Below are 12243 nucleotides of genomic sequence, written 5' to 3'. Positions count from 1 at the left end.
ACCGGAGTCTACCGCATTTTAAAGGATAAAAATTATGCTTTGTTGCTTGAACCAAACTCACGCATCTTACCGATGACTGTTTGTTTGATTGCTTCGCGACCTGGTGCGATGAATACGCGTGGGTCATATGCTTCTGGTTTCTCAGCCAATACTTCACGAACGACTTTCGCGAATGAGATTTGGTTCTCTGTGTTGACGTTGATTTTAGAAGTACCGAGCGAAATCGCTTTTTCGATATCGTGTGTCGGGATTCCTGTACCACCGTGAAGAACGAGTGGAAGGTCTGTTGCGTTACGGATTTCTTCCATTTCAGCGAAACCAAGGTTTGGTTCACCTTTGTAAGGACCGTGTACAGAACCGAGTGCTGGAGCGAGCGTGTCGATTCCTGTTTCTTTAACGATGCGAACGCACTCGTCAAGTTTCGCGTACATAACGTCACCGATGACGTCGTCTTCTTGTCCACCGACAGTTCCAACTTCTGCTTCAACAGAAACACCTTTAGCATGTGCATACTCAACAACTGCTTTAGTTGTTTCGATGTTTGTGTCGATTGGGCTGTGTGAATCATCGATCATTACAGATGTAAATCCAGCGTCGATCGCTTCTTTACATTTTTCAATGCTTGAACCGTGGTCGAGGTGAATCGCAACAGGAACTGTTACTTTCATGTCGTGAACGAGACCTTCTACCATTTTAACAACCGTGTAGAATCCGCCCATGTGACGTGCTGCACCTTCAGATACACCAAGGATAACTGGTGACTGCTCTTCTTGAGCCGCACCGAGAATCGCTTGTGTCCACTCGAGGTTGTTGATGTTGAATTGACCTACTGCATACTTACCTTCGAGCGCTTTGTTTAACATGTCTGTCATAGATACTAATGGCATAATGACATCCTCCTCTGTTTTGATCGCTGCTTACACGGAATCGTGTAATTTCAGACTGATTATAACATACTGATTCGCTTGAACGTACAGCATTTCGCTCTGTTTTCAGGTTTGTGACGACGACGTGAAGGATTAACCGCTTACATCGCTCGAAATCTGCACAGTCACTTCTTTTTTCAGTTCAAAGATATCAAACGGCTTTCCGAAGAAGGCGACGACACCGAGTCGTTTCGCTTCTTCCATCGCTTCTTTTTCACTGAGCGCCGTCATTAAAATCGTCCGGATCGGACGTCCGATTTGGTCTTGATGACGCAACACTTCAATCCCTGTTTTCCCAGGCATGTTGACGTCCATCAGCAGCAGATCGTAATCCGCTTCGCGTAATCGTTCAATCGTCTCGATTCCATCGACCGCTAAATCCGTGATGTACCCTTGCGCCTTGAATAACTGTGCCAATAAATTCCGTATGCCCGGCTCATCTTCCGCGATGAGTAGTCTCCCTTTCATCCTTCACACTCCCCCTCTAGTTATTTCCATTCTACATTAAAGTAAAACTTGCTATATACTGTCTGTGATAGAAATTTAGAGAGGATGTTCACCCATGATGAAAATTTTAGCGACTCAATTCAACGGAAAGCTTCAAAGTCTCGTCAAACAAGAGGACGAATTGTTCGATGTCGTCCGTTTGCTGGCTCAAGCGCTCGTCGGAGAGGGTACCGTTTATGTTGATGCTTACGGCGAATTCGAAGGTCTTTATCCGATGTTGTCCGAAGGTCCGGACCAAATGAAACGTGTCTCACAGATTAAAAATCATAAAACACTCCATGCCGTCGACCGGATTCTCATATTTACACCGGATACGGAACGCCCCGACTTCCAAGCATCACTCGCCCGCTATGACTCGTGGCATACACCGTATGCAATTGTCACGCTTGGAGATGTAACAGAGACGCTCGAGCGCTCCATCGCACCACTCGCCTTAAAATTCAATAAAGGGTTGCTCCCGGCTGAAGACGGCTCGCGTCACGGGTTGCCAAGTCTTGCCCTCGGAGCCTTTTTGCTGACACATATCTTGACGCAACTGCAAGAGATGACGGAAGAGTGGGCTTGACGCTTTTCTTCTATAATAATGACTGCTGAATCCTAGATACGATCTTTGCAAAAATTTAACCGAGTATCACTCTTTCATGTCGTCCTCTTTCGATGGGTGGCGCACAAAATACATGGTTCCATACAAAACAATTAAAACCGACCGACTCCCCTATTGTTTCAAAAGAGGAATCGATCGGTTTTTCTATGAGCACGGTTTTATGCCGAAGCTTGATCTTCCTGTGCTTTGACTTCTTCTCCATATGAGATTTGATCCTGCATTCGAACGAAAGGCAAGTAAATCGCAACGGACATAGCGATCGTCGCAATCTGTAAGAGTGCTGCCCGCCATCCTCCTATCAAGAACCCTGAGATGATTGGCGGAGTCGTCCACGGAACTTGCAAGGCATTAAACGGTTCGACCCATCCCCACAAAATCGTGAAATAGACCATGAATGATGCAATCGCCGGAACAATGACGAACGGGATAAACATGACCGGATTGAAGACGATCGGCATCCCAAAGATGACTGGCTCATTGATGTTAAACAGACTCGGTGCAAGTGACAATTTACCGAGCTGCTTCAAGTGAGCTGAACGCGCAACCATAAGCGTGGCGATGATGAAACCAATCGTAATTCCAGTACCTCCAAGTTTCGTAAATACATCAAGAAACTGAATCGTAACGATCTTTGCATTCTCTCCGACGACAAGTTCTTTCCCCGAGTCGATGAGCGCTTGGTTCTGCAATGCATTTGCTGTCAACAATGGTCCCATAATCCCCATGATGATTGCCGCACCATGAATGCCGCACCACCACATAACAGACATCAAGACCATGATGAGCACTGCTCCGGCAAGCGTATCTGTTAAGTTTTGAATCGGTGCTTGAAGCACGTCATAAATGACTTCCGTGAACGTCCGATCAGCGAACGCCTGGAATACCGCAAACGTCACAACTGACAGTGTGATGACAGCTAATCCCGGTACGAGCGCTGAAAACGAATTGGCCACACCTGGTGGGACGCCATCCGGCATTTTGATACTGATTCCACGCTTGATGAACTGCGAATAAACGAACCCGACAACTAATCCAACAAGAATCGCTGCCATGACCCCTTGTCCGCCTGTCCAAACTTTTGGCACGACCCCGTTTACGACTTCTCCTGATTCCGAAAGGACTGAAGCTTGAGTAATGATTAAAAACGAGATAATTGCAAGGATACCAGCCGGCACCCCCTCAATCTTTTCATTTTTGACGTAGGAATAGGCAATCCCGAATACACCAATCAAAGCGAGGATGTCGAATGTCGCTCCAACGACCTGCGTCAGCGGTAACGTCCAATCTGCCCCAAATAACCCTGACATGAAATTTGCCCACCCCGGAATCGGAAGTGCCAAAATCAGTAGGAAAAGTGATCCGATGATAGTCATCGGCATTGTCAAAATAAATCCATCTTTAATAGCGAGAACAGGTTTTGCATTCGCAAAACGAGCAAAAGCTGGTGTGACTTTTTCGAATGCGGTTTCTAGACGGCTCATTCGGAAACCTCCTTATAGGTCTGCAGCGCGCGTGGCGATGATTTCTTGATACCAATGGAACGACTGTTTCTTTTTACGAGCAAGACCATTTACATGATCGACATAGATGAAGCCGTACTGTTTTTTATAGCCGTTCAGCCAGCTCAGAAGATCAATGACCGACCACGCATAGTAACCCGAGACGTTGATCCCTTCTTGAACGGCATGCTTCACCGCACGTAAATGACCTTCAATGTATTCGATTCGTGGTGTATCTTTGATTTCTTCGCCGACGATTGGATCGACGTCACCAAGTCCGTTCTCTGTGATGTAGATTTTGATATCGCCATAACGGGCTTTTAGCATCCGCATTCCTTCGAGGAAAGCATCCGGTGCAATTTCCCAGCCCCACTTCGTATACACTTTATCATCCATCAAGACCGTCTTGTAAACACCATCGAACGACGGATTCCCAGGGCGACCTGTCGAATTTTCACGTCCGCCTGCCATGACGAGTGCTGTATCATTTTTCATGACACGTTGCGGGCAATAATAATTAAGACCAATGAAATCATTCATCGGAGCTGTCCGTTTGAGCAAGTCGAGCTCCTCTTCCGTCCAGTCAGGAAGAAGATTTTGTTGGTCCAATTGTTTGACGACATATTCCGGATATGTTCCTTTTAAAATTGGATCATAGAACCAGTGTGTCGAAAATTCATTCGCATGCATCTCAGCAAACTTATTATCCGCCTCATTATCGATGCTGAACGCTGGATTAAACACATGTGTGATGCCAATCTCACCTTCATAACCCGCCTGCTTAAAGCTTTCGATCGTGCGCGCATGTGCGACGAAGACGTTATGCGTCGTTTGGAAATACGCCTTTGCATCTCCTTCGATTCCTGGTGGGTGTGCACCTGACAAGTAGCCGAGCGAACAAAAGATGACCGTCTCGTTAAAGGTGATCCAGTTGCGGACGCGATCCCCAAAAGCCTCAAAACAAGTCTCGGCAAAACGGACGAACGCAGCGACCGTCTCCTGACTCCGCCAGCCGCCTCGTTCTTCAAGTACTTGCGGAAGATCCCAGTGGTATAGCGTCACGAATGGTACAATGTTGTGTTTTAAGCACTCGTCGATGACGTTGTTGTAAAACTCTAATCCCTTTTCATTCACTTCCCCCGTGCCATTCGGGAAGATGCGTGGCCAAGAGATGGAGAAACGATATGACTCGAGTCCCATTTCAGCCATCAGTCCGATATCTTCTTTGTAACGGTGATAGTGATCAATCGCGACATCACCGTTTGTATTTTCAAATGTCTTTCCTGGAATTTTCGAGAAGACATCCCAGTTCGAGACACCCTTCCCGTCCTCGTTCCATGCACCTTCGACTTGATAAGAGGCAGAAGCAGCACCAAACAAGAAATTTTTAGGCATTTTCAAAGTCGTCACCCCGTTTATTTATTTGCGAGTTTGATCGCATGGTCCAGTACTTTTGTTCCGTTCATCATGCCGTAGTCAACCGTATTGATGACATCAATCGGAACACCTTTTGGTTCACAGATTTGTTTACCTTTCGCAAGTAAATATTTGACTTGTGGTCCAAGGAGCGCAACATCGATTGTATCCACATACGTTTCCATTTCCGATTCCGGGTACGCTGCGATTTCCGTTTCAAGACCACGTTCAGTAGCAACCGCTTTCATTTTTTCCACTAACATACTTGTTGACATACCTGCTGCACAGAAAAGTCCGATTTTCATCATTTTTGATCCATTCCCTTCAGTTGGTTGATTTCGTTTTGCATATTCATCATGTATCCGAGCATTTCTTTTACAAGAATCGTATTCATCAAATGATCTTGAGCATGTACCATCAAGACACCTACTGTAGCTGTTTTCCCTTGCGCTTCAAGCGTGACGAATTTCGTTTGGATGCCGTGCGCTTCTTTTAATGTTGCATCCCCTGTCTTGACCGCTTCATTCGCTTCCGCGACTTTCCCTTCTTGCATGAGGAGCATTGCCTGGTGGTAACTGGCTTTCGCGTCTCCCGAGAGGGCGATGAGACCAAATATATCTTCCGGTGTAATGTCAATCGTTTCAGAAACCATTGTATCTCTCCTTTTTGTATGGATAACTAAAATTCATAGGTACAAATTCTACAAGTTGATAATAGCACGCGTTAAATTTTATGTAAACCCTTTCTTATTGAATAAAATGTGAACAAAAAAACGTAAGCGAGATGACTCTCTCGCCTACGTTCATGATTTAATATTGGAGACTTTAAGCATTTTGACATGTCGAAAATGATGTGTAGCACGTGATACGTCAAAGATTTGACCATTCGTTAAATACACAGTGTTGTCGACGAGCAAGGCTGGATCATCTTCTTTCAGCTCGAGTAATACTGCGTCATCTAATTTCAAAAAATCAGCATAGATGACGCGATCAGCAAAGCCAATCGCGAGTTTTTGATCATTACGTAAATAGTTATAAATTGATTTCTGAATGATGTTTTCATCAAGGTAAATGACTAAACTTTTACGAAAATAGGAATCCTCGACTGAAAAAGGATGATCGTCGACCAGACGAAGACGCTTGACGTAATAAACGGGGGTTCCGACCGGACACTTCATTCGTTCTGCAACTTCTTCGTTTGCTGTCGTCTGCTCAAACGCAAGGACACGCGTCTCGACTTTCCGTCCACTAAAGTCACTAGTCAATCCTTGGAGTTTTTCGAGATTCACATAATCGCTGTTGTAATGATCCCGAACGAACACCCCACTCCCTTGTACTTGATAGACATATCCTTTATTCACAAGAATCTCAATCGCTTTTCGGACAGTATTACGGCTGATTCCATATTTTGTCGCGTATTCGTCTTCTGTGAGCAACTTGTTTGTATGTTGATAGACGTGATTTACGATATCCGTCTCGATTTGTTCTGCAACTTGCTTATACTTGGCGGTCATCGCTATCTACACCTTCCACTTAAATTTGTAGGAATGAATTCGCTATCATTATAGCAGATAAATTTAAAAAGCGTCCTTAAACTACGGAATCATTGAAATTTTAGAGATATGTCCCCTTCACAATCATAGATTCGTAGCCTGTGACTCCTACAGGGAAAGATGCGATTTCGCGCTAGCAGCGGCAAAAACGAAAAAAAACGCTTTTTAGGCAATATCGTAGGGAAAGACAAGTGATGCAGACGTTTTGAAGACGAGTCGAGACAGGAAAGCTTGTCATGACAGCAAGCTCATGCAGACTCTTGACGCTTCATAAGAGTTTGTCTACACGCCAAAACCCCCTGTTTCCGCTTGGAGACAGGGGGTTGATTTGCTCGTCCTACTTCTTATTCTCCAAGTGACGCTCGGATGAAGTCATGGAAGAGTGCTTGCGGACGTTCTGGACGTGAAATCAATTCCGGGTGGAACTGACACGCGACGAACCATTTATGTTCTGGAATCTCGATGATTTCAACGAGACGGCCGTCCGGACTCGTACCCGAGAAAATCATGCCGTTCGCTTCGAACTGCTCACGGAACTCGTTCCCGAACTCGTAACGGTGACGGTGACGTTCGTAGACAAGCTCGCTCGAATACGCCGCACGTGCTTTTGAACCTTCTTCAAGCTTACACGGGTACAGACCGAGACGAAGCGTTCCACCGAGATCTTCGATGTCCTTTTGTTCAGGGAGCAAGTCGATGATCGGATATGGTGTCGACGGGTCAATTTCAGCCGAGTGTGCCCCTTCGAGGTTCAAGACGTTACGTGCGAATTCGACTGTTGCAAGCTGCATGCCGAGACAGATGCCGAAGAACGGAACGTTGTTTTCACGTGCGAAACGCGTCGCTTCGATTTTTCCTTCGATGCCGCGTTCTCCGAATCCGCCTGGAACGAGAATTCCATCTGCTGAACCAAGTAATTCGGCGACGTTTTCACGCGTCACGTCTTCTGCATTGATCCAGTCGATGTCGATGTCACTATTGAAGGCGAAACCGGCGTGTTTGAGCGATTCAGCAACTGAGATGTACGCGTCACGGAGCTCAACGTATTTTCCGACGAGTGCAATCTTCGTTTTCTTCTCAAGATGCGTCACCGTATGGACGAGTTGCTTCCACGCTGTCATGTCAGCTGACGGTGTATCGAACTTGAAGTAATCGCAAACGAGTTGATCCATGCCTTGACGTTGCAAGTTGAGCGGTACTTCGTATAATGTCGATGCATCTTGTGCTTCGATGACGGCTTCCGGACGTGTATCACAGAAGAGTGCGATTTTATCTTTCATTTCTTGCGGGACCGCATGCTCTGAACGAAGCACGATAATATCCGGCTGAATTCCGTAGCTGCGGAGTTCTTTGACACTGTGTTGTGTCGGTTTCGTTTTCAATTCACCTGCTGCTGCAAGATACGGGACGAGCGTACAGTGAACATACATGACGTTTTCTTTTCCGATATCGTTCTTGACTTGGCGAATGGCCTCGATGAACGGAAGCGACTCGATATCCCCTACTGTTCCACCAATCTCCGTGATGACGACATCTGCGCCTGTCTCTTTACCGGCACGGAAGACACGATCCTTGATTTCATTCGTGATGTGCGGAATGACCTGAACCGTTCCACCGTTGTAATCACCGCGACGCTCTTTTTTGAGAACTGTCGAATAGATGCGACCGGATGTCACGTTTGCGTTTTGGCTCAAGTTGATGTCGATGAAACGCTCGTAGTGACCTAAATCAAGATCGGTCTCAGCGCCATCATCCGTTACGAATACTTCACCGTGTTGATATGGGCTCATCGTACCTGGATCGATGTTGATGTATGGGTCAAATTTTTGAATCGTGACGTTCAGACCACGGTTTTTGAGCAACCGTGCGAGTGAAGCAGCCGTGATTCCTTTTCCAAGCGAAGATACTACCCCACCGGTTACGAAAATATACTTTGTCATGAATAAAATGCTCCCTTCTCAAGTCCAAAAATCTAGCAGAGGTCTAATAAAATAAAAAAAGCAAAAGTGCCCCCATTTGCAGGAGACACTTTTGCTGAAATTAAGCACGTTGCTTAAAGAAGCCCATGACTAACTTACGTCATTCCGAAAACTTCGTCAAGCAGATTTTTAACAAATAAAAATCTTTCGTCCTTAGTCAGCCGTCAATGAAAAAACTACGATTTCTTACTCGAAATCGCAGCTGTACGGTTGTTTATACTTCTTCTTCATCGTCCTCGAAGTCTTCGAGATCGTCTTCTTCTAAATCATCTTCAAGATCGTCGATTGCTGCAACTTTCTTGAAAGAATCGTCTTCTGTGTCGTCAGCTGAATCATAGTCCGCTGTCTTCGCAAATGTATCGAGGTCATCTTCGATCGTCTCGAATTCATCTTCTTCTGCGTCATAGTTGAACTCTTCTTCGAACTCATCGAGTTCACCACGTTGACGTGCTTCGATGACGAGATCCTCGTCTGATTTATCAAACGGATACCAAGCACGGAGTGACCAACGGTTTGCTCCGACGTTAACGAAGTTTCCGTCGATGTTCATGTCTGTATAGAGTTGAGCAAGTTTCTCGAACTTGTCTTCTTCACCTGTAAACGAATGATACTTTTCAATTTCTTTCGTGATGTCATCGAAAGTGATTGGCTGTTCGCCAGCTTCTTGAAGCATTTCATTGACGAATTCAATCAGTGAAAGTTCAGTAATTTTTTCTTTACTCAAACGGCTGAGGCTCATTGTGACGGCCACTTCCTTTCATTTGCGTTCAATCCATTACTTCTCATTATACGCAAAATGGCTTTTAAAAATCCAGTCTCTATTCGAAAAAAGATTAATTTGCTTCATTTTTGTGTTTCTGTCCTCACTAAAAAAGGAATAATGGAGGGAGAAGAAGGAGGAATTGACGATGGAGATGACAGTTGAACGAGTAAACGATTTTGACAGCTATAATTGGTTGCCTTTACTTGCGAAAAGCTCGCAGGAAGGATTTCAATTTATTGAGTACATGTTACGAAATCGTCGCGATGAAACCTTTCAAGAGACCGGTGAGGCGCTATTCATCGTTCTTTCGCCGATGGGGCAACCCATCGCCTGTGGTGGTTATACGAAACAACCGCACGAAGCTTCGACCGGCCGGATTCGCCACGTCTATGTTTTACCTGAAGCACGGTCCAAAGGAGTCGGAACGAGCTTACTCGAGAAAATGATTCGGGAAGCTTTCTTAAGTTACGACCGGCTCGTACTCTTCTCTGATGCCGCAGATGGTTTTTATCGGCGCCTCGGATTCGTACCTGCATCCGGTGAGAAAGTCACCCACGAACTAGTAAAATCGAACAATCGGAAACAGATATAAGAAACATTTTTTATTTTTAACAATCGAAAAGACCGTGTTCCCTGAATCGGGGACACGGTTTTTCCTTACGCCATTCGTTGTTTTAAAAAAGTCAACGCATCGATCGCTAATTGATGATCGGCCTCTTGCGACAACCCTGACACGGTCAGTGTACCGATGATCCCGACGCCTGCGACCCGAATCGGAAACGATCCCCCCGCATCCGCATAATCGCCTGGCGCAACGGCGTACATCGTATGGTAGGACCGTTGTTTCAGTTTATTGTAGACACGCATGTAGAGCGAGCTATGTCCGTGACGGGTGACGACGTTTGATTTACGGCGAATCCATTCTTCTTGATCGGGAGCCGTTCCTTCGAGTGCCGCGTAATAGAGACGTTGCCCATTGCGTTTGATTTCGACGGCAACCGCTAACTCTTCGCGCAGTGCCCGCTCAATGACGTATTGTCCGGCAGCAATCGCCTCTTGATTCGTCAAACTCGTCAAGACGAGCTGTTTTTCTTGTTCGAGTAAAGTTTCGATGTTCATCTGTCCCACTCCTTCCGACAGATCGTCCGTCCATCTTCACTGCTTTTGCGGACGGCTTCGATCAGCTTCATTGTCTTCAAAGCATCATGCAAGTCGACCGGCAGTCGCCCTGTCGCTAACCCGTCCGCTAAGTCGCGGTAATAGCCGAGGTAGTTTCCGGATAGCGTTTCCAGCCGTTCTGCTGCCTGTTCTGCCAGCTGCAGATGACCAAAGTCCTCCGGGTCGTCCTCACCTAATGTCCCGTCCGCTTCCCGCCCTGAAGCAAGTCGCGCTTCTTGCGGGTCCATCCCGTATTTCACATAGCTTCCCCGCGTACCGTGCAACTCAAAACGTGGTGTCGGTCCTTGAACGAACGATGTCGAGCGAAGAATCACCCGGCGTTTGCCATAGTGCAGCGTGATATGGAAGCCGTCATCCGTCTCTGCCCCGTCACGTTGTATCAAGACGTCACCCGTCAATTCGTCCGGTTCACCGAACAAGGCAAGCGCTTGGTCAATCAAATGGGAACCGAGATCAAACAAGATGCCGGAACCCGCTCCCTGCTTCTCCCGCCAGCGGTCACGGACGACCGGACGGTAACGGTCAAAACGTGACTCGAGAAGTTGCCAATCACCGATTTCATTGGCTTCTATCAATTGCTCGACCGTCAGGAAGTCACCGTCATAGCGACGGTTGTGATACACGGCGACATGCACCCGATGTTGTTCGGCAAGTGCCAGTAGCGCCTCCCCTTCCTCAATCGTAACAACGGCCGGTTTTTCGAGTAAGACATGTTTGTTTGCTTCGATTGCTTGCTTCGCCATCTCGAAATGAAGACCTGTCGGTGTCGTGATGACGATGAGCTCTGTCGCTTGATCGTGCAAGGCCTCGTCGAGCGTCTTAACGACACGCGCTTCCGGAAAGACACGGTGGACTTTTCCTGCGTCACGTGAGACGACTTGTCGCACATGGAATTCGGGTAACGCCTCGAGTAACGGGGCATGGAACGTTACAGCTGAAAAGCCGAATCCGACAATCGTGGTTTGAATCGGTGTCATGTCAATTCCTCCTTCGCCACTTCAATCGTGACGTCTGCTTGATGTAGTCGTTCTTCCCAATCCGCAGATGGGCGCTCGTTCGTAATCAGAACATCGAGTTGTTCTAAGCTACAGACTTTATGGAAAAAACGTTTGTCGAACTTCGTCCGGTCGGCTAAGACAATCACTTCTGCCCCGCTCCGAATCATCGCCTTTTTGACAATCGCTTCTTCTAAATTTTCTGCGAACACCCCTTCACTTGTCAGTCCGCACGCTCCGAGGAACACGCGGTCGACTTGATAATGCAGGATGTCATCCGCTGTTTTGATACCGACGAGACTCTTCGCATGCGGATCGAACTTGCCACCCGTGACATACAAGTCGACGTTTGCCCGTTCGCCGATCTGCTCCGCGATTTCAAGTGAATTGGTGATGACCTGTAAGGAATAGAACGGAATATACGCCGTCATCTTCGCGACCGTCGTCGCCGCATCGAGTACAATCCGGTCATCCTGCTTGATTCGCATCGAGGCCCGTTTTGCAATCCGTTCCTTCTCTGGTTGCTCCGTCCGTTGATCGTACTTCAAGGTGCGCTTCGCCCCCGCACGAACAAGCCCGTTTTTGATGCGAATGATATCGCCTTCACTTTCCAGTTGAATGATGTCACGCCGTGCTGTATCCCGCGAAATTTGATACGTTTCGACCAGTTGATCGAGCGTCAGCTCCGGCGTCGTCTTAATCCATTCACGCATCTTTTGTAATCGTTCTGCTTGACCCATAAAGCACCTTCCTTATATTCAATTCTTTCCTTTATTTTAATTTTTTTCATTAAAAATTGCAATTTTAATGCAAATAAAACGTA

General features: G+C 46.7%; 14 protein-coding genes. 2 read left to right on the top strand and 12 right to left on the bottom strand.

Going from position 1 to position 12243, the window contains the following annotated elements; all coding sequences use genetic code 11:
- Positions 1 to 32: 32 nt before the first annotated feature.
- Together fba and KNP99_RS12885 are read right to left on the bottom strand one after the other, a co-directional pair.
- On the bottom strand, positions 33 to 887 hold the full coding sequence (fba, locus tag KNP99_RS12890; RefSeq protein WP_088837999.1) for a class II fructose-1,6-bisphosphate aldolase: 855 nt from the start codon (positions 885 to 887) through the stop codon (positions 33 to 35).
- Between the two features lie 132 nt (positions 888 to 1019).
- Entirely contained in the window at positions 1020 to 1394 is a 375-nt protein-coding gene (locus KNP99_RS12885) for a response regulator (RefSeq protein ID WP_088838000.1), read from the bottom strand.
- A 94-nt stretch (positions 1395 to 1488) separates the two neighbouring features.
- On the opposite strand from KNP99_RS12885, the gene KNP99_RS12880 reads away from it, so the two are divergent.
- Entirely contained in the window at positions 1489 to 1998 is a 510-nt protein-coding gene (locus KNP99_RS12880) for a DUF2529 family protein (RefSeq protein ID WP_088838001.1), read from the top strand.
- A gap of 197 nt (positions 1999 to 2195) precedes the next feature.
- On the opposite strand, the gene KNP99_RS12875 is transcribed toward KNP99_RS12880, so the two are convergent.
- The 7 genes from KNP99_RS12875 to rpoE all read right to left on the bottom strand — a co-directional run bounded on the left by KNP99_RS12875 (position 2196) and on the right by rpoE (position 9222).
- The gene (locus tag KNP99_RS12875) at positions 2196 to 3518 is read right to left on the bottom strand and encodes a PTS sugar transporter subunit IIC (RefSeq protein ID WP_088838002.1); all 1323 of its coding nucleotides are present in this window, start codon (positions 3516 to 3518) and stop codon (positions 2196 to 2198) included.
- A 12-nt stretch (positions 3519 to 3530) separates the two neighbouring features.
- On the bottom strand, positions 3531 to 4937 hold the full coding sequence (locus tag KNP99_RS12870; RefSeq protein WP_214767805.1) for a glycoside hydrolase family 1 protein: 1407 nt from the start codon (positions 4935 to 4937) through the stop codon (positions 3531 to 3533).
- A 14-nt stretch (positions 4938 to 4951) separates the two neighbouring features.
- A complete protein-coding gene (locus KNP99_RS12865; RefSeq protein WP_029331810.1) occupies positions 4952 to 5260 on the bottom strand; it encodes a PTS sugar transporter subunit IIB in 309 nt (102 codons plus the stop codon).
- Positions 5257 to 5604: a PTS lactose/cellobiose transporter subunit IIA gene (locus tag KNP99_RS12860; RefSeq protein ID WP_029331812.1), complete on the bottom strand. Its 348-nt coding sequence runs from the start codon at positions 5602 to 5604 to the stop codon at positions 5257 to 5259. Before KNP99_RS12860 ends, KNP99_RS12865 begins: the two co-directional genes overlap by 4 nt.
- Positions 5605 to 5754: 150 nt before the next feature.
- Positions 5755 to 6465: a GntR family transcriptional regulator gene (locus KNP99_RS12855; protein WP_088838004.1), complete on the bottom strand. Its 711-nt coding sequence runs from the start codon at positions 6463 to 6465 to the stop codon at positions 5755 to 5757.
- A gap of 383 nt (positions 6466 to 6848) precedes the next feature.
- Positions 6849 to 8444 (bottom strand): CTP synthase, encoded by a 1596-nt coding sequence (locus KNP99_RS12850; RefSeq protein ID WP_029331814.1) that lies wholly within the window; start codon positions 8442 to 8444, stop codon positions 6849 to 6851.
- A 253-nt stretch (positions 8445 to 8697) separates the two neighbouring features.
- Complete coding sequence (gene rpoE, locus KNP99_RS12845) at positions 8698 to 9222, bottom strand: DNA-directed RNA polymerase subunit delta (RefSeq protein WP_029331815.1); 525 nt, start codon at positions 9220 to 9222, stop codon at positions 8698 to 8700.
- Between the two features lie 169 nt (positions 9223 to 9391).
- Between rpoE and KNP99_RS12840 the strand changes: the two genes are divergently transcribed.
- The gene (locus KNP99_RS12840; protein WP_088838005.1) at positions 9392 to 9838 is read left to right on the top strand and encodes a GNAT family N-acetyltransferase; all 447 of its coding nucleotides are present in this window, start codon (positions 9392 to 9394) and stop codon (positions 9836 to 9838) included.
- Between the two features lie 65 nt (positions 9839 to 9903).
- On the opposite strand, the gene KNP99_RS12835 is transcribed toward KNP99_RS12840, so the two are convergent.
- The 3 genes from KNP99_RS12835 to KNP99_RS12825 are packed head-to-tail and all read right to left on the bottom strand — an operon-like array spanning position 9904 to position 12160.
- Positions 9904 to 10365, bottom strand: a complete 462-nt coding sequence (locus tag KNP99_RS12835) for a heme-degrading domain-containing protein (protein WP_214811528.1) — start codon at positions 10363 to 10365, stop codon at positions 9904 to 9906.
- Positions 10362 to 11402, bottom strand: a complete 1041-nt coding sequence (locus tag KNP99_RS12830; RefSeq protein WP_214811525.1) for an oxidoreductase — start codon at positions 11400 to 11402, stop codon at positions 10362 to 10364. Before KNP99_RS12830 ends, KNP99_RS12835 begins: the two co-directional genes overlap by 4 nt.
- A complete protein-coding gene (locus tag KNP99_RS12825) occupies positions 11399 to 12160 on the bottom strand; it encodes a DeoR/GlpR family DNA-binding transcription regulator (protein ID WP_088838008.1) in 762 nt (253 codons plus the stop codon). The genes KNP99_RS12830 and KNP99_RS12825 overlap by 4 nt, the downstream gene beginning before the upstream one ends.
- Positions 12161 to 12243: the final 83 nt, after the last annotated feature.

The sequence above is a fragment of the Exiguobacterium sp. s95 genome, from assembly GCF_018618655.1.
Lineage (GTDB): Bacteria > Bacillota > Bacilli > Exiguobacteriales > Exiguobacteriaceae > Exiguobacterium_A > Exiguobacterium_A oxidotolerans.
This window is presented reverse-complemented; position numbering and strand designations above follow the sequence as displayed.